Raw genomic sequence first — 17,529 nt, 5'->3', positions numbered from 1 at the left:
CTACCGTCGCGGTGTGCACGAACCCCACGCGAGGCTCGCGACCGCACGGCTCTACCTGTGCACCGATGCCCGCCGCGAACGCGGTGACCTGGCCCAGTTCGCCGACGCGGCGCTGGCCGGCGGCGTCGACATCATCCAGCTTCGTGACAAGGGATCACCCGGCGAGCAACAGTTCGGGCCGCTGGAGGCCCGCGACGAGCTGGCAGCACTGGAAATCCTGACCGAGGCCGCGCACCGGCACGGCGCGCTGGTGGCGGTCAACGACCGCGCCGACATCGCCCGCGCGGCCGGGGCTGACATCCTCCACCTGGGTCAGGACGATCTGCCGCTGACCGTGGCCCGCGAGGTCGCGCCGCAGGCGCTGATCGGGCGTTCCACCCATCAGAGCGGTGAGGCCGCTCGCGCGCTCACCGAGGATGTCGACTATTTCTGTGTCGGCCCGTGCTGGCCCACGCCGACGAAACCGGGCCGGCCGGCGCCGGGTCTGGATCTGGTACGCACCGTCGCGGCGATGGGCCCGGCCAAGCCGTGGTTCGCGATCGGCGGTATCGACGAGGCGCGTCTGCCCGAGGTGCTCGAGGCCGGCGCGAGCCGAATCGTGGTGGTGCGGGCGATCACCGGGGCCGACGACCCGAAGGCCGCCGCCCGACGGCTCCGAGCGGCGCTCGGCTGACCCACGGGTTGTCGCCGGACCGGGTCAGCCGACTTCGGCGGCCGCCGAGGTGCACCAGGCGAACACGCCGGCCCGGATCTCCACGGTGTGCGGCACCGGCTGCAGGCATTCCTCGTGATCGTGACCGCTCAGCATCGCTGTGATGCGTAGACGTTCCCAGCTGGCGGCGAAGCCGGGGTGCAGCGGCAGCTCGATCACTTCGTCCTCGGCCACCCAACGCAATTCGGAGCTCTCCCGATTCGCGACCGTGCTCAGCAGTTCGGGCGCGTCGGCGACGACGGTGGTGTAACTCCAGTACGCACCCGCGGCGCCGACGACCTCCGCCGTCACCACGGTCGCCCGGACCTGGACGTGTTCGGCGAGCAGGCCGGCTTCCTCGTGGGCCTCACGCACCGCGGCCTGCTCGGGGGTCTCGTGGCTGTCCCGGGCGCCACCGGGCAGCGCCCAGGTGCCGCCCTGATGACTCCACGGGGCCCGGTGCTGAAGCAACACCGCGGGCGTACCGTCGGCGCGAGGCGCCCGCAGCAACAACCCCGCGGCGCCATGCCGTCCCCAATAGGGCGTGCCGGTATCCGACACCACCCAACCGTCGCCATCCCCGCGCACGCGTTCAGGATAAGCACGCCACGCCGGACTTAGGTCGGTCGATCCCGCCCCATCCGTCACAGCACCTCTTAGGATTGTCTCAGAAAGCGCGCCGGGCCTCCCGGCAAAGGGCAGCAGTGGATCCGGACAACACGGAATGAGGTCCGCGAACGTGACCGTTGAGCTGGCACACCCGTCGACCGAGCCGTTGGGCCAGCGGTCGACGACGCCGCCCGCTCATCCCCGGTGGTGGTTCGTCCGCACCACGCCCGGACGCATCCTGACCCTCGGCGTCATCCTCGCCACGCTCGGGATCCTGAGCGCGTTCGCCACCTCGACGACGATCACCGACCGGCAAACCCAGCTGACCAACGTCCTCAACCACACCGAGCCGCTGTCCTTCGCCGCCGGCCAGCTCTACACCACGCTCTCGGTGGCCGACGCCGCCGCGGCGACCGCGTTCATCGCCGGCTCCGAGCCGCGCGCGGTGCGGCAGCGCTACGAGCAGGCGATCACCGATGCGGCCGTGGCGGTGACCCGCGCCTCCAGCGGCCTCACCGACGAGCCCTTGGTGCAGCTGCTGGGCCGGATCAACGCGCAGCTGGCCGTGTACACCGGCCTGATCGAAACCGCCCGCACCAACAACCGGATGGGCAATCCGGTCGGCTCGTCGTATCTCTCGGAGGCCTCGGCCCTGATGCAGCAGCAGATCCTGCCGGACGCGCAGCGGCTGTACGAGCAGACCTCGGCGCGGGTCGACGCCGAAACCACAGCCTCCACCCGCGTCCCGGCGCCGGTGATCATGGTCGTCGCCGTGACGCTGTTGTTCGGGGCGTTCGGTCATCGGTGGCTGGCCGATCGCACCAAACGCCGGGTGAACGTCGGCCTGATCGCGGGCGGCCTGGCGATCGTCGTGATGATCATCTGGGTGGGTTCGGCGTTGCTCATCTCGACCGCAGGCAGCCGGGCTGCCAAGAACACCGCGGCCGAGTCGCTGAAAACTGTGACTAACCTGGCGATCACCGCCCAGCAGGCGCGCGCCGACGAGACGCTGTCGCTGATCCGGCGGGGAGACGAAGACGTCCGCAAGCGCTCCTACTACCAACGCGTCGAAGCCATGCACACACAGCTCAACGATTACCTCGCCCGCAAGGACGCCATCGCCAAGGACGACCTGGCCGATGCCGACGGCTTGCTGACCAAGTGGCGCCAGGCCGACGAGCGGATCAACGCCTACATCTCGGTCGGCAACTACCAGGCTGCGACCCAGGTGGCGCTGGGCACCGGTGAGGACGACTCGACGCCGGCGTTCGACAAGCTCGACGCGGCCCTGTCGAGCGGTATCCGGCAGAGCCGCAACCAACTGCGCAACGACATCCTGTCCGCTCGCCGGGTGCTGTCCGGCACCACCGTCGGGGGCGTGGTGCTCTCGGTCGGAGCGGCGCTGTCGGTTGCGCTCGGCCTGTGGCCGCGGCTCAGCGAGTACCGGTGATGAGCATGCGCCGGCTGCTCTGCATCGCGATCGCCGCGGCGACGGTGCTCACCGGCTGCGGCAAAACGGAGTTCATCGGGGCTCCCCCGGTGCCGACCCTGGCCCCGCCGACACCGGCCGGGATGCAGGAGCTCGCGCCGCAACCGCCGCAGCGTCCCGATCCGTCCGAGAATGCGTGTGACCGCACCGCGAGCCTGCGACCGTTCCCCACCAAGGCCGAGGCCGATGCGGCGGTCGCCGGGATTCGTGCCCGCGGCCGGCTGATCGTCGGGCTCGACGTCGGCAGCAACCTGTTCTCCTTCCGCGATCCGATCACCGGGGAGATCACCGGTTTCGACGTCGACATCGCCGGTGAGGTGGCCCGCGACATCTTCGGGACGCCGTCGGCCGTCGAATACCGCATCCTGTCGTCGGCCGACCGGATCACGGCGCTGCAGAACAACACCGTCGACATCGTGGTCAAGACCATGACGATCACCTGCGAACGCCGCAAACTGGTGAACTTCTCGACGGCGTATTTCACCGCCTACCAACGCATTCTGGCTCCACGCGAGTCGGCCATCTCGCAGGCCTCGGACCTGTCCGGGCGTCGGGTGTGCGTCGCCAGCGGGACCACGTCACTGGACCGGGTGCGTCAGATCGCTCCGCCGCCGATCATCGTGACCGTGGTGAGCTGGGCGGACTGCCTGGTCGCGCTGCAGCAACGCGAGGTCGACGCGGTCAGCACCGACGACTCCATCCTGGCGGGCCTGGTGGCCCAGGATCCGTATCTGCACATCATCGGACCGAACATGGCCCAGGAGCCGTACGGCATCGGCATCAATCTGGCCAACACCGGGCTGGTGCGATTCGTCAACGGGACCTTGGAACGCATCCGCCGGGACGGCACGTGGAACACGTTGTACCGCAAGTGGTTGACGGTACTGGGGCCTGCGCCCGCTCCCCCGACGCCGAGGTACCTGGACTGATGGCCGCCTCCGATCAGCCAGATGTCGACGTCGGAACCCAGCCCGCGTCGTTCGACGATTTCGCCATGGACTCGGCGTCGACGGTGCGGCCGATGGCCACCCAGGCGATCTACCGCCCGCAGTTCGAGGACGACGACGACTCGATCGGCAGTGTGCGCACCGAGCCCGAGTCCATGCAAACCGTGGCCCGCAAGTTGTCGCCGACCCGGCGTCTCGGTGGCGGCCTGGTGGAGATTCCCCGGTATCCCGAGATCGACCCGCTCAAGGCGTTGATGGTCAATCCCGTTGTCGCCGAGGCGAAGCGGTTCTGCTGGAACTGCGGACGCCCGGTGGGCCGCTCGACCGAGGATGGCGAGGCGCCGTCTGAGGGTTGGTGCCCGCACTGCAACAGTCCGTATTCTTTTGTGCCGCAGCTGGTTCCCGGGGACATGGTGGCCGACCAGTACGAGATCAAGGGATGCGTTGCGCACGGCGGGTTGGGTTGGGTGTACCTGGCCGTCGACCACAACGTGAACGAACGGCCGGTGGTGCTCAAGGGCCTGGTGCATTCCGGGGACGCCGAGGCGCAGGCCATCGCGATGGCCGAGCGCCAGTTCCTGGCCGAGGTGGTTCACCCGTCGATCGTCAAGATCTTCAACTTCGTCGAGCACCCCGACTCCCACGGCGAGCCGGTCGGCTACATCGTGATGGAGTACGTCGGCGGCAAGTCGCTGAAACTGCCCAAGGGCGAGAAACTTCCGGTGTCCGAAGCCATCGCCTACGTGCTGGAGATCCTGCCGGCGCTGGGCTATCTGCATTCGATCGGCTTGTGCTACAACGACCTCAAGCCGGAGAACGTGATGGTGACCGAGGAGCAGCTCAAGCTGATCGACCTCGGCGCGGTCTCGAGGATCAACTCGTTCGGTTACCTCTACGGCACGCCCGGCTATCAGGCGCCCGAGATCGTCCGGACCGGGCCGACCGTCGCCAGCGACATCTATACGGTGGGCCGCACCCTGGCCGCTTTGACGCTGAACCTGCGGACCCGCAAGGGCCGCTACGTCGATGGGCTGCCCGAAGACGACCCGGTGCTCAAGAAGTACGACTCGTTCGCGCGGCTGTTGCGCCGGGCGATCGACCCCGATCCGCGCCGCCGGTTCGCCAGCGCCGAGGAGATGTCGTCGCAGCTGCTGGGTGTTCTGCGTGAGGTGGTCGCCGAGGACACCGGCGTGCCGCGGCCCGGCCTGTCGAACGTCTTCACCCGAACCCGGGCGGCGTTCGGGGTGGAACTGCTGGTGGCGCACACGGATGTGTACCTCGACGGGCTGGCCCACGCCGAGAAGCTGACCGCCGCCGAGATCGTCACCGCGCTGCCGGTTCCCCTGGTGGATCCCACCGACATCGCCGCGACGGTGCTGTCCGCGACGGTGCTCTCGCAACCGGTTCAGACACTGGACTCGCTTCGGGCGGCCCGGCACGGCGTACTCGATTCCGAGGGTATCGACCTCACGGAGTCGATCGAACTACCGCTGATGGAGGTGCGGGCGCTGCTCGACCTCGGCGACGTCGCCAAGGCCAACCGCAAGCTCGACGACCTGGCCGAACGGGTGGGATGGCGCTGGCGGCTGATCTGGTTCAAGGCGGTCTCCGAGCTACTCACCAGCGACTTCGATTCGGCAACAAAGCACTTCACCGAGGTGCTGGACATTTTCCCGGGAGAGCTGGCGCCGAAGCTGGCCCTGGCGGCAACGGCCGAGCTGGCCGCAACCTCCGACGAGCTGCCGTTCTACCGCACTGTCTGGCACACCGACAACAACTCCATCTCGGCCGCGTTCGGCCTGGCCCGGGCCCTCTCGGTGGAGGGCGATCGCGAAGCCGCGGTCCGAACACTCGACGAAGTCCCGGCCGCATCAAGACATTTCACGACGGCTCGGTTGACCAGCGCGGTGACGTTGCTGTCCGGGCGGTCAGCACATGAGCTGTCCGAGGAGCAGATCCGCGATGCCGCGCACCGGGTGGAGGCGCTGCCCGATTCCGAACCGCGTGTGCTGCAGATCCGCGCATTGGTGTTGGGCACCGCGATGGACTGGATGAGCGGGAACACGGCCAGCACCAACCACATTCTCGGTTTCCCGTTCACCGAGCACGGTCTGCGCCTGGGCGTGGAGGCCTCCCTGCGCAGTCTGGCGCGGGTGGCGACCAGTCAGGCGCACCGCTACGCGCTGGTCGACATGGCCAACAACGTGCGGCCCACCAGCACCTTCTAGCGCGAGAAGCGATCACGCAGCGCAGGGTCGTTCTCCCACCACAGCGCCGACACCCCGTCAGCGGTCGCCTCGTCGAGTTCTGCGTCCGCCAACGCGGCCTTCCGACGCTCGTCGGTCCCGAGTTGACGCATCAGCGCCACCACGAACGGGATGCTCAGCACGTCGCCGAGGATCCACAGGATGCCCGCGCCGATGGACTGGTCAGTCCGGAGACTCGGCCCCCAATCACGCTGCAGCGCAGCGTAGTAGTCGTAGGCGACGAGCGGTCCGAGCCAGAGCACGATGCCGAGCAGGCCGTCAGCGAGAGATTCCACGACGCTGATGCCGATGGACAGCAGCGGGGAGAACCGTCGCGGCACCGGATCGATCTGCAGCCGGGTGTAGAAATACCCGAACCCGACGAGCAACAGCAGTATTCGAGTCCCCGCCGCCAGTGGTCCGGTCATCGAGGCGACATACCAGGGCGTCAGGTAGAGCAGCCACGGCGTGGCCAGCATGGTGGCTGACGTCGTCAACGGCGACAGTGCCACCCGCATGACTCTCGAGCTCAGCGCTCGGTCCACGATTCGACGGGCGGGCGCCGAGAGCGCGCACAACCATGCCACCGGGCGAGCTGATGCCAGCAGAAACGGCGCGACGAAGAGCAGCAGCAGCACCTGCAACGCGCGCACCCAGAACAGCACCGGTGCGTACTCGCCGACGGGACCGAAGGTGGCCGACGCCCACACGGCTATGCCCAGCACCAAACATGACCAGCGCACCACAGCTGCTGACGGTAAACCGGTCAGCTTGGGATCGACTGTGCGTTCAGGACAGCGACGCCAACCGGTCGGCGAGCTGGGCGAAGGTATCGATCCAGCCGCTGTGGAACGATTCGAATTCACTTGTCGGCAGCAACGTGTGCTCGATCGACATCAATGTCTCGTCCACGCCGACCGGCTCGAATGTCACATTCACGATGCTCACCTGCGAGGGATCTTCCCAGTTCGAGTTGCTCCAGGTGAACCGCAGCAGATGGGGGCGCTCGATGGTCAGGAACTGCCCGCTGATGAGCACCCTGGTGCCCGAATCGTCGACGTCGAAGCGCACCGTTCCGCCGACGCGGGCCTCGACACGGACCTCGACGACGCGCACCGGGTTCGGGCACATCCATTCCTGTAGCGCTTCCGGATCGAGCCACTCGTCGAACACCACCGCGGGCGGGGCGGGCATGACGCGCGACACGACGACGGTCACCGTCTCGCTCATCGGCCGTCGGCCTTTTTGCGGCGCAGTCGTGCGGCAAGTGCATCGGCACGGGCGGACCAGAACCGGGTCTGCTCGTCAATCCAATGTTGAGCTGCGGTAAGGCCTTCCGGCCGCAACGACACCCAATGTTCGCGTCCGCGCACCTCCCGCTGGATGAGGCTGGCCGACTCCAGCACTCCGACGTGGCGTGACACCCCGGCGAACGTCATCGGCAGCGGGGCGGCGAGGTCGGTGATCCGCGCATCGCCCTGCCGAAGCACCTCGATCAGGTGACGGCGCGTCGGGTCGGCCAGGGCGGCATAGGTCCGGTCCAGCACTTGATCTTCAACCATCTTGTTGACTATAGCCGCTCCGCGTGCTTCGCTGAAGGAAGATACTCAACTAACTTGTTGAATAACGCGAGGGAGCAACAGTGCACATGCCAGACATCGTGTCGGCACCCGAGTGGGAGGCCGCCCGTCACCAAATGCTGGTCAAGGAAAAGGAATTGACGCACGCCCGCGATGCCGTGGCCGCACTGCGCAGGCGTATGCCGTGGACTCCCGTCGAGAAGGACTACGAGTTCGACGGGCCGGACGGCACGATCAGCCTGCTCGACCTGTTCGGCGGCAGAAGGCAGCTGATCGTCTACCGCGCCTTCCTCGATCCGGGTGTCCACGGCTGGCCCGACCACGGGTGCGTCGGATGCTCGTTGATGGCCGACCACATCGGTAACCTCGCCCACCTCAACGCCCGCGACACCACCCTCGTCTACGCCTCGCGCGGCGCGCAGGCCGACGTGCAGCGCATCAAGGCAAGGATGGGCTGGGACATCCCGTGGTACACCATGCTGCCCGGCCCGGACAACGCCTTCGACGTCGACTTCGGCGTCGACCAGTGGCACGGCACCAACGCCTTCATCCGCGACGGCGACCAGATCTACCGCACGTACTTCATCGACAGCCGGGGAGACGAAGTCTTCGTCAACACATGGCATTTCCTCGATATGACCGCACTCGGCCGCCAGGAGACCTGGGAAGATTCCCCACCGGGCTATCCGCAGAGCAAGCCCTACGAATGGTGGGCTTGGCACGACCACTACCCCGAGCACACCCCGTCCCGCTGGTTCGGTGACCCCGACCCCGACGACCCCAGCGATCCGCGGCCGCCGAGCTAGACCATGACCGGCCGAGTTATCCCACGTCAGGTCGCACAACCGGCCAGCAAGACCAACGGATGCACCTCAACCGACGCCGATGCGCCTTCGGCGACCACTACCATCTGGTTCGTGCGACGAATAGTGACGGCCCTGTCCCTGCTGGTGATCGTGGTTCTGAGCGGCGCCGCATGCGGTAAGTCCCCGTCACCGCAGCCCACGACGGACAAGCCCGCGCCGTCGGAGCAGTACGGCGATGTGATCACCAGTGATGCAGCAAGGGATCTCGATCCGTCACTTCAATCGGCAGTCGAGTGGGCCAAGCGCTTCACGTACGCGTCCCGGTCGGGGATCAACGATAACGGCACCCACGTCACGGCGATTCTGTTGGTGCCGAAGGGGCCCGCCCCGGACGGCGGGTGGCGACTCGTTGCGTTCGGGCATCCCGCCAGCGGCACCAAACCAGGCTGCGGTCCGTCAACTTCGCCGACGCTGCTCAATTCGTCAGCCGTTGTACAGCAGTTACTGCAAGCCGGTTACGCGGTCGTCGTATCGGACTATCAGGGGCTGGGCGACCTCGCCAAGATCCAGGATCGGCCGGACCGGGACCATTACCATCCCTATCTCGATTCGACGACAGTCGGCTACAACCTGATCGATTCGGTGCGTGCCGGACGCCAGGTGATCGAACGGGCCGGCGGCCAGGCGTCGACGTCCTGGCTCGCTCTTGGCATCGGTCAGGGCGGACAGGCGGCGTGGGCCGCCAATGAGCTTGCGGCGAACCAAGGCTGGAGTATGACGTTGCTCGGCTCGGTCGCCATCTCCCCGGCCGCCGATATCACCGGTCTGGCCGATGCCGCCGAGGCAGGCACACTCAACGGCCAGCAACAACTCGATCTCCTGGCATTTCTTTCCGGAGTGAAGAACTCGTACTTCAACGATTTCCCGCTCGACGACTACCGCAGCGGAATCGTCGCGCAGAAGTGGGACGCGCTGCTGGCATGTGATCCCGCCGGCCTCGCCGAACGCGCGACGATCGCGAGTCAGATCACCCCCGACGACCTACGGCCCCATTCCCCCGCCGCGGCGAACACGCTTCGCGGCTTCCTGGAAAAGAGCAGCCTCCCGCAAGGACCGACCCAAGGCCCGATGCTGGTGATCTACGGCGACCAAGACCCGGCGACACCGGCGGCGTGGACTGACGCCGCGCTGGATCGCGCATGCAAAATGGGTGACGTCATCACCATTCGTCGGCTGCCCGGTGACGCTCCCGACCAGCTCGACATGGCCGAGGCGCTCGACTGGATGAACCAACGCGTCAACTCCGTTCCGGCACCCAACGATTGCGAAGGCCGTTCCTCGTGAGCTTGCTACATGGCTGGGTGGTGATCGCCGTTCAAGTTGTGGCCGCGGCAGTGCTGTTGGCGGCGATAGGACGCAGATCGCCACGGTGGCTGCTGCTCTGGCTTCCCATCGCGGTGATAGTCGGTGGCATCTGCGCCGGACTGACGTTCTGGTTCATCCACAACCAGGGGCTGTCTGAAGATCCCGCGCCCGCGACATTCTGGGTGTGGATCGTCGGCCTCGGAGCGGCCATCATCGTACTGATCTTCGGATGGCGCGGCGCCGGATGGCCCCGCAGGATTGCAGCGTTCGTGGCGGTTCCGCTGTGTCTGCTCTGCGTGGCGCTGGCACTCAACACCTGGACCGGTTACTTCCCCACCGTGCAATCCGCCTGGGACCGGATCACCGGTACCGAGTCGCCGCGCTTCATCGACCAGGCCACCCTGGCCGACATGCAACGCCGAGGAGTCCGGCCGACTCAGGGTGTGGTCGTCAAAGTGACGACACCCGATGCAGCATCGGGCTTTCAACATCGCCAGGAGTACGTCTATCTCCCACCGGCATGGTTCGCGACCTCACCACCGCCCCAACTGCCCGCGGTGATGATGTTCGGCGGGCAGTTCGGCCGTCCCGACGACTGGCTGCGATCGGCCGATGCGCTTGCGACGCTGGACGACTTCACGGCGCGGCACTACGGCAACGCGCCCGTATTCGTCTTCCCCGACGTCGGCGGGACCTTCAGCACGGACACCGAATGCGTCAACGGCCCTCGTGGCAACGCTGCCGATCACCTCATCAAAGATGTGGTGCCTTACGTGATCTCGACTTTCGGCGTAAGCCCCAAAGCGGAGAATTGGGGAGTCGCCGGATGGTCGTCGGGCGGCACCTGTGCCGTGATGCTCGCGGTTATGCACCCAGACGTGTTCAGCGCGATTGTCAGTGTCGACGGTCAACTGGGCCCCAATGCCGGAACGCGCGAGCAGACCATCGCTCGACTGTTCGGAGGTGATGCCGCCGCGTGGGAAGAATTCGATCCACGGTCGGCGATCATCCGGCACGGTCCCTACACCGGAATGTCGGCATGGTTCGCGGTGTCGTCGGACACCACTGATGAATACCGGCCGGGCGAGCACGCCGACGCCCCGCCCACGACACCGGCGGAATGGGACACCAATTCCGAGAACCACGCCGATATCGCCCATGCTTTGTGTTCGCTCGTGAGCAGCTACGGCATCGAATGTGCCGTGGTGAAAACCCATGCATCGCACGATTTCCAAGGTGCGGGTGACGCGTTCGCCGACGCGTTGCCATGGCTGGCGGGCAAGCTCGGCACTCCGGGCGTTCGCCCGATTCCGATGCCTGGCGCCAAGTAGCGCCCGCGGCGCGGAACCTAGATGACAGTCAGGCAGGCCTGCGCGATCGCCAGCTCCTCGTTCGTCGGTATCACCAGCACGGTCGTCGGTGACTTGTCGGCCGAGATCCGCCGTGCGGCCCGGGCCGGACTGTCGTTGAGGTGCTCGTCGAGTTCGATGCCCAGAGGCGCAAGACCGGTCAGCGCGTCGCGCCGAACTCGTGCGTCGTTCTCCCCCACCCCGGCCGTGAACGTCACCACATCGGTGTGTCCTAGAACAGCCAGATAGGCGCCGACGTACTTGCGTAGCCGGTGGATGTAGACGTCGTAGGCCAATTGCGCTGCCTCGTCGCCGGACTCGATCCGCTGATGCACCACCCGGAAGTCGATCTCACCACCAAGGCCGTACATTCCGGAGTGCCGATTGAGCATGGTCTCGATCTCCTCTACCCCCATGCCCGCGGTCCGCCACAGGTATACGAGCACTCCGGGGTCGATGTCACCGGAACGCGTCCCCATCACCAACCCCTCCATCGGCGTGAGTCCCATCGAGGTGTCGACCGGACGGCCACCGGCGACGGCGGACGCAGAGGCACCGTTGCCAAGGTGCAGGACGATCTGGTTGAGGGATTCGATCGGTGCGCCGAGAAACTGCGCGGCCTGTTGGCTGACGTACTGATGAGAGGTGCCGTGAAAGCCGTAACGGCGAATATCCCAGCGTCGGGCCAATTCCCGATCCATCGCATAGGTGGCTGCGGCGGATGGCAGATCATGGAAGAACGCGGTGTCGAACACCGCGATGTGTGGCAGGTCGGGCAGCACTCGGCGGGCGACCTCGATACCGAGTACGGCTGGCGGATTGTGCAGCGGGGCAAGCGCTGCGAGCTCCTTCAGCTTGACGATCACCGCATCGTCGATGACGGTGGGGCGGTACAGATCCTGGCCGCCGTGTACGACGCGGTGCCCAACGGCAACCAGCCCCAGATCGTTCAGGTGCTGGCCGGACTCGGCGAACAAGTCGAACGCGGTGCGCAGCGCCGCCTCGTGATCGGCGATCCGGCCGTCACGGCGGATCTCTTCGGTGCCCGACTTCAACGTGGCGGTCGACGTGCCCTCGCCGATCCGCTCGACGATCCCGTGCGCCACAGAGGCGCCGGTATCCGGTTGCACGAGCTGGTATTTCAGTGACGACGAGCCGGAGTTGAGTACCAGAACGGTATCGGCCATCACAGCCCCTGTGCCTGGATCGCCGTGATCGCCACGGTGTTGACGATATCCTCGACGAGCGCGCCGCGGGACAGGTCGTTGACAGGTTTGTTGAGCCCCTGCAGCACCGGCCCGATCGCGATGGCGCCCGCACTCCGCTGGACTGCCTTATAGGTGTTATTGCCGGTGTTGAGGTCCGGGAAGATCAGCACCGTCGCGCGTCCGGCCACTTCCGAGCCCGGCATCTTGGCGGCGGCCACGGTTGGGTCGACGGCGGCGTCGTATTGAATCGGCCCTTCCACCAACAGCTCCGGCGCCCGTGACCGGACCAACTCGGTGGCAGTCCTGACCTTCTCCACACCGCTACCGCTGCCCGAGTCGCCCGTCGAGTAGGACAACATCGCCACTCGCGGGTCGATCCCGAACTGCGCGGCCGTGCGCGCCGAACTGACCGCGATGTCGGCGAGTTCCTCGGCGGTCGGATCCGGCACGATCGCGCAGTCGCCGTAGGCCAGCACCCGGTCGGACAGGCACATCAAGAAAATGCTCGACACCGTCGAGACATCCGGCTGGGTCTTGATGATCTCGAAGGCCGGCCGCACGGTGTGCGCGGTGGTGTGTGCCGCGCCGGAGACCATCCCGTCGACGATTCCGTTGTGCACCAGCATCGTTCCGAAGTACGACACGTCATGCATGGTTTCGCGCGCTTGCTCCAGCGTCACTCCCTTCTTCTTCCGGAGCTCGGCATACTGCTCGGCGAACTGGTCGCACAACTCACTGGTCCGCGGATTGAGGACGGTTGCCGCCGTCAGGTCAACGCCCAATTCCGCTGCACGCGAGCGGACTTGAGCTTCCTCGCCGAGGATTGTCAAATCGGCTACCCCGCGGCGCAGCAATCGTCCCGCGGCCCGCAGGATGCGGTCGTCGTCTCCCTCGGGCAGCACGATCCGCTTCCGGTCGGCCCTGGCTCGCTCCATCAGCTGATAGGTGAACATCTGCGGCGTCGTCACGGTCGGGATCGGCAAGCTGAGCCGGTCCTGCAGCTCGTCGATGTCGACATAGCGCTCCATGAGGGCGATAGCGGTGTCTATCTTGCGCTGAGAACTTGCGGTTACCCGACCCCTGGTGCTCGCCACTGCGCTCGCCGTCTCGAACGTGCCGAGATCACTGGCGATGATCGGTAGTCGCAGACCCAGGCCGTTCACCAGTTGCGCAATCGACCGGTGCAGCGGCAGCCCGCCGTTGAGGATGATGGCCGACAGGGAGGGAAAGCCCTCGGCGGCATGCGCGCTCGTCACAGCCAGCACCACGTCGGAGCGGTCACCCGGGGTGATCACCGCAACGCCTTCGGTGAGTCGTTCCAGACAGTGCTCGGCGGTCATGCCCGCCACCAGCACACCCATCACCTCGCGGCCGAGCAGCGAGGAGTCGCCATGCACGAGAACGCCACCGACGGCAACGCTCAGATCGGCGACAGTCGGGGCCACCAGCAGCGGCTCCTCGGGGAGGACGTAGACGCGCGGCCCCAGCGCCGCGCAGGCCTGCGCGACTGCCGCCAGCTGGGCCGGGTCAGCACGGTTGGCCACCACCGCCGCGGTGTGTGCGTGCTGGGCGGCCAATTCGGCCAGACAGAGCTCGATGACCTGTGCGACTTCTCCCGGCGTGCGGTCGCGGGCGCGGACCGAGAGCAGCACCGGGGCGCCCAGGTTGGCGGCGATGCGGGCGTTCACGCTCAGCTCGGTGGGTGAGGCGACATCGGTGTAGTCCGATCCGACTATGACGACAGCGTCGCAGCGGTCGGCCACCTCGTGGTAGCGGTCGACGATATCGGCGATGGCGCCGTCGGGATCGGCGTGCAGCCGTTCATAGCTGACGCCGACGCATTCCTCATAGGTCAGCCCGGCGTTGCTGTGGGCCAGCAACAGCTCGAGGATGTAGTCGCGGTTCTCCCGTCGGGTGATCGGGCGGAACACGCCCGCCCTCGGCACCATCGCGGTCAGGCGGTGCAGGATGCCCAGCGCGACGGTGGACTTACCGGTGTCACCCTCGGGCGACGCGATGTAGATCGACGTAGTGGTGCGCGCGGCGGTCACGATCTTCAGCATTCCGCATCCACTGCGGCTTCGTACCCGCAGGACCCGCCGCTCACAGCTCAAACGTGAGTTGCACCACACTCGGGTGGTTTTGTCAGCGATTGGTCAGAAGTTTGCTGTATTTGTTGACGTCGTAACTTTTTCCTAGTTAAGACCGTGATTGACTGATCGATCACATCTGCCATAACAGATCATGCAAATGCAAGTTAGCTACTGCAACATCATTTGGACACCGGATGGATAGATGCCAAACATCGATGTGACGGCCACCGTCGCGCCGCGGCCGGTTACCGACCGCGAACTCCCAGACGATATTTCGACTGACGCCCCGGCCCGGCCAACCGGTCTCGGCGTGTTGCCTCGAGGCATAGCGGTGGCATCGCTTTGCCTCGTCGCGTACGCATCCAGCTACGCCCACAACTTCGCCGGCGCGGTCACCGGCTCTCGAGCCGCGTATCTGATCGTCCTGCCCGTCCTGGCTCTTCTGATCGCCGCCGGATACCGCACGACCTCACACGGGGTCGGCGACGGTGAATCGGACTGGATCGTGGCGACGTTGATCACCGTTCTCGGTCTGGCGGCCATCTATTTGTTGATCGGCCGGATGCCGACACTGTCAGCGTGGTGGCGTCTGGAGTCGCTGGCGGTCCTGGTGTGGGCCGTGTGTTGCGTCGTCGTCTTGTTCGGCATGCGCCACGCCCTCACGATGTGGGCGTTGTGGCTTTTCCTGGCGTTCTTCGCCACGCCCGTGCCCTACCTGGCGGCCACGGCCGCCCTGGGCGGAACCCCAACCGACGGCGCAGTGGTGGCCGCCGCGATCGGCGCGGTTGCCGTTTACCTGGCCACCCGCCCGCTTCCCACACATCGTCGACTAGCCGCCACCGCCATCAGCCTCGTGGCCAGCGCACCGCTGGTGTTCGGCTGCGCATCCTGGTTTCTGGCCACGATCATCGTCACAGGCGGAGTCATTCCCGTCCTGTCGGTTCTCGGTGCGCGGCTTGCGCCGGATCGCCGCTCGGCAGACTCCACCGAACGCTCGATCAGCGCGGCAATGCCCCATCGTTCCTCGCGGACGGTGGGTTTCCTCGCCGTCGGCACCGCGATCCTGGCCGCCGCTGGGCTGCACCAGCACGAGGCGCCGACCCTGCGAACGGTCCCAACGGACTGGACGGCCCGCAGCGGTCTGTCCCGCGGTGCGTCCTATGACTTCGTCACCAAGTTCGCCGGGCCCGGCTCCACACTGGTCAGGTATGCCGTGCCGGCCGAAAAAGACATGCCGACCGCCGCGGTCGACGTGCTCTCGACACCCAGCGAGGCCGTTCTGGACGACCTCGCCGATGTCGTCTGGTATCCGACCGCACGGCCGGTGAGCTATCGAGCGGTCGCCACCTCCACCGCAATCCCGGCCGGCACCCGCGCCATCCACAGCGACGCCGACGCCGCCGCCGACGCCCGCGGGGTGGACTGGTACGCGCTGACCTGGACCCAACGCGCCGGCTCACTGTTCCAGCGGGTGACCGTGATCGTCAGCCAGTCGCTGACGGGTGATCAGGCACCCCCGGCACCCCAGCCGCCCGACGTCCTCGACGCATCCGTGGGCTCGTGGCTGTGGCTGTCACGTCAGCGGCCACAGGGCCTCGATCACGTCGATCCGCTGGTGAGTCAGCGCGCCGACAAGTTGGTGGCCGCGATCAGTGGCAGATCCGGCACCGCCTATCCCGGAGGCTCCCACAGAAGTGACTGAGACCCTGCAACCCGCGGAATTGCACCCGCGGTTTTCGGCCCGCAATCTCCTCGGCGCACGCACTCTGACCGCATTGGGTGTTGCCACCGCCGCCCTGATCGCCGGCGGCGTCGCATTCCCCTACGCTGTCGCACCCACCGTGACCGCACTGATTGCGGCCTTCTATCTCGCATCCAGCATCGACCGGAATTATCTTCTGCTGCGCGGGATTCGCTCGTCGGCACTCATCCAGGTCTCCGACGACGAGGCGCTGGCACTCACCGATGACGAGTTGCCGGTGTACACGGTGTTGCTGCCCGTCTACGACGAGCCCACCATCGTCGCCAACCTCCTCAACGGAGTGGGGCGACTGGACTACCCCAGAGACAAACTGGAAATCCTGCTGCTCGTCGAGGAAGACGATCTGCCGACCCAGATGGCACTGCTCGACGCGAATCTGACATCCATCCGGGTCATCATCGTTCCGCACAGCATGCCGAAGACGAAGCCGAAGGCGTGCAACTACGGCATGGCAACGCCCGGCCTTCGCGGTGAGCTGATGACCATCTACGACGCCGAGGACATCCCCGACCCGCTGCAGCTGCGTCGGGCCGTCGCCGCATTCCGACAGACCCCCGCCGAGGTCGGGTGCCTGCAGGCCCGGCTCGGCTACTTCAACGAGCGGCAGAATCTGCTGACGCGATTCTTCTCGTTGGAGTACGACCAATGGTTCGGCGTCGTGCTGCCTGCGGTGGAACGGGCCCGCTGCGTCGTGCCGCTCGGCGGCACCTCCAACCACATGCGCGCCGACGTGTGGAGGGAGATCGGCGGGTGGGACGAGTACAACGTGACCGAAGACGCCGATCTCGGTGTGCGGCTTGCCCGTTGCGGCTACCGAACCCGGATCCTGGACTCGGTGACGTTGGAAGAGGCGAATTCCGATGTGGTGAACTGGATTCGGCAACGGTCGCGCTGGTACAAGGGCTACCTGCAGACCATGCTGGTCCATCTGCGCGATCCCGCGGCCCTGCGCAGAGAGATCGGCTTCAAGGGCACCTGGCGCCTCATCAACATGACCGGCGGTGTGCCGCTTACCGCGGCGTGCAATCTGCTGTTCTGGTTCATCCTGGCGACGTGGATGTTGGGCCGGCCCCACGCCGTCGAAGTGGTGTTCCCACCGATGACCTATTACGTCTGTCTGATTCTGCTTCTCATCGGTGCACCGATGTCGGTCTTCGTCGGCCTCATCGTCGCGCAGGCGTTGGGTAAACCCCACCTCTGGTGGGCGGCTGCGCTGGTCCCGCTGTATTGGTTCCTGCAATCCATCGCGGCGGTGAAGGCGTTCTATCAGTTGGTGACCAAGCCGTGTTTCTGGGAGAAGACCGTCCACGGCTTGTCCGAAAAACACACTGTCCCCGAGTCGACGGGAAATCTTTCGTGAGAACACTTTTCGCCAGACTCGGCA

General features: G+C 66.4%; 15 protein-coding genes. 9 read left to right on the top strand and 6 right to left on the bottom strand.

Annotated elements, in window-relative coordinates:
• The first annotated feature begins 13 nt into the window (after positions 1–13).
• Positions 14–673, top strand: a complete 660-nt coding sequence (gene thiE, locus D3H54_RS03135) for a thiamine phosphate synthase (protein ID WP_149377821.1) — start codon at positions 14–16, stop codon at positions 671–673.
• Positions 674–697: 24 nt separating this feature from the next.
• Here thiE and D3H54_RS03130 read toward each other — a convergent pair whose 3' ends face one another.
• Positions 698–1,279 carry an NUDIX hydrolase gene (locus tag D3H54_RS03130; RefSeq protein ID WP_210419639.1) on the bottom strand — a complete coding sequence of 194 codons (582 nt, stop codon included), beginning with the start codon at positions 1,277–1,279 and terminating at the stop codon, positions 698–700.
• A gap of 151 nt (positions 1,280–1,430) precedes the next feature.
• On the opposite strand from D3H54_RS03130, the gene glnX reads away from it, so the two are divergent.
• From glnX to D3H54_RS03115, 3 genes are read left to right on the top strand one after another with little or no spacing between them, the layout of a single operon-like run.
• Positions 1,431–2,750, top strand: a complete 1,320-nt coding sequence (gene glnX, locus D3H54_RS03125) for a protein kinase G-activating protein GlnX (RefSeq protein WP_149377819.1) — start codon at positions 1,431–1,433, stop codon at positions 2,748–2,750.
• Positions 2,750–3,718, top strand: a complete 969-nt coding sequence (locus D3H54_RS03120; protein WP_210419638.1) for a glutamate ABC transporter substrate-binding protein — start codon at positions 2,750–2,752, stop codon at positions 3,716–3,718. Before glnX ends, D3H54_RS03120 begins: the two co-directional genes overlap by 1 nt.
• Positions 3,718–5,964: a serine/threonine-protein kinase PknG gene (locus tag D3H54_RS03115; protein WP_149377818.1), complete on the top strand. Its 2,247-nt coding sequence runs from the start codon at positions 3,718–3,720 to the stop codon at positions 5,962–5,964. Before D3H54_RS03120 ends, D3H54_RS03115 begins: the two co-directional genes overlap by 1 nt.
• On the opposite strand, the gene D3H54_RS03110 is transcribed toward D3H54_RS03115, so the two are convergent.
• Genes D3H54_RS03110 through D3H54_RS03100 form a run of 3 tightly spaced genes read right to left on the bottom strand, consistent with a single transcriptional unit; the run spans position 5,961 to position 7,544 of the window.
• Positions 5,961–6,728 (bottom strand): cytochrome c oxidase assembly protein, encoded by a 768-nt coding sequence (locus D3H54_RS03110; RefSeq protein ID WP_353620046.1) that lies wholly within the window; start codon positions 6,726–6,728, stop codon positions 5,961–5,963. The genes D3H54_RS03115 and D3H54_RS03110 overlap by 4 nt on opposite strands.
• 43 nt (positions 6,729–6,771) lie before the next feature.
• Positions 6,772–7,212 carry an SRPBCC family protein gene (locus D3H54_RS03105; RefSeq protein ID WP_149377816.1) on the bottom strand — a complete coding sequence of 147 codons (441 nt, stop codon included), beginning with the start codon at positions 7,210–7,212 and terminating at the stop codon, positions 6,772–6,774.
• On the bottom strand, positions 7,209–7,544 hold the full coding sequence (locus D3H54_RS03100; protein ID WP_149377815.1) for an ArsR/SmtB family transcription factor: 336 nt from the start codon (positions 7,542–7,544) through the stop codon (positions 7,209–7,211). The genes D3H54_RS03105 and D3H54_RS03100 overlap by 4 nt, the downstream gene beginning before the upstream one ends.
• A gap of 80 nt (positions 7,545–7,624) precedes the next feature.
• Between D3H54_RS03100 and D3H54_RS03095 the strand changes: the two genes are divergently transcribed.
• The 3 genes from D3H54_RS03095 (at position 7,625) to D3H54_RS03085 (ending at position 11,064) form a co-directional block, all read left to right on the top strand.
• Positions 7,625–8,368: a DUF899 domain-containing protein gene (locus D3H54_RS03095; RefSeq protein WP_149377814.1), complete on the top strand. Its 744-nt coding sequence runs from the start codon at positions 7,625–7,627 to the stop codon at positions 8,366–8,368.
• Between the two features lie 111 nt (positions 8,369–8,479).
• Positions 8,480–9,712: a lipase family protein gene (locus tag D3H54_RS03090; RefSeq protein WP_168214764.1), complete on the top strand. Its 1,233-nt coding sequence runs from the start codon at positions 8,480–8,482 to the stop codon at positions 9,710–9,712.
• On the top strand, positions 9,709–11,064 hold the full coding sequence (locus tag D3H54_RS03085; RefSeq protein ID WP_168214763.1) for an alpha/beta hydrolase: 1,356 nt from the start codon (positions 9,709–9,711) through the stop codon (positions 11,062–11,064). Before D3H54_RS03090 ends, D3H54_RS03085 begins: the two co-directional genes overlap by 4 nt.
• A gap of 17 nt (positions 11,065–11,081) precedes the next feature.
• On the opposite strand, the gene D3H54_RS03080 is transcribed toward D3H54_RS03085, so the two are convergent.
• A complete protein-coding gene (locus D3H54_RS03080; RefSeq protein WP_149377811.1) occupies positions 11,082–12,269 on the bottom strand; it encodes an acetate kinase in 1,188 nt (395 codons plus the stop codon).
• Positions 12,269–14,353 (bottom strand): phosphate acetyltransferase, encoded by a 2,085-nt coding sequence (gene pta / locus D3H54_RS03075; RefSeq protein ID WP_149377810.1) that lies wholly within the window; start codon positions 14,351–14,353, stop codon positions 12,269–12,271. The genes D3H54_RS03080 and pta overlap by 1 nt, the downstream gene beginning before the upstream one ends.
• Before the next feature lie 361 nt (positions 14,354–14,714).
• Here pta and D3H54_RS03070 point away from each other — a divergent pair, with 361 nt between their 5' ends.
• Positions 14,715–16,085 carry a hypothetical protein gene (locus tag D3H54_RS03070; protein ID WP_149377809.1) on the top strand — a complete coding sequence of 457 codons (1,371 nt, stop codon included), beginning with the start codon at positions 14,715–14,717 and terminating at the stop codon, positions 16,083–16,085.
• Entirely contained in the window at positions 16,078–17,505 is a 1,428-nt protein-coding gene (locus tag D3H54_RS03065; protein ID WP_432246476.1) for a glycosyltransferase family 2 protein, read from the top strand. The genes D3H54_RS03070 and D3H54_RS03065 overlap by 8 nt, the downstream gene beginning before the upstream one ends.
• Positions 17,506–17,529 lie beyond the last annotated feature (24 nt).

It is taken from the genome of Mycobacterium sp. ELW1 (genome assembly GCF_008329905.1).
Taxonomy (GTDB): domain Bacteria; phylum Actinomycetota; class Actinomycetes; order Mycobacteriales; family Mycobacteriaceae; genus Mycobacterium.
Note: the sequence above shows the minus strand (reverse complement) of the source record. Positions and strands in the feature narration are given on the sequence as shown.

What these genes read in the sequence shown, in the direction of transcription:
- D3H54_RS03115 (WP_149377818.1), top strand. Translation starts at nt 3,718, where the DNA reads ATGGCCGCCTCCGATCAGCCAGATGTCGACGTCGGAACCCAGCCCGCG.
- D3H54_RS03100 (WP_149377815.1), bottom strand. Translation starts at nt 7,544, where the DNA reads ATGGTTGAAGATCAAGTGCTGGACCGGACCTATGCCGCCCTGGCCGAC.
- D3H54_RS03120 (WP_210419638.1), top strand. Translation starts at nt 2,750, where the DNA reads ATGAGCATGCGCCGGCTGCTCTGCATCGCGATCGCCGCGGCGACGGTG.
- D3H54_RS03105 (WP_149377816.1), bottom strand. Translation starts at nt 7,212, where the DNA reads ATGAGCGAGACGGTGACCGTCGTCGTGTCGCGCGTCATGCCCGCCCCG.
- D3H54_RS03080 (WP_149377811.1), bottom strand. Translation starts at nt 12,269, where the DNA reads ATGGCCGATACCGTTCTGGTACTCAACTCCGGCTCGTCGTCACTGAAA.
- pta (WP_149377810.1), bottom strand. Translation starts at nt 14,353, where the DNA reads ATGCTGAAGATCGTGACCGCCGCGCGCACCACTACGTCGATCTACATC.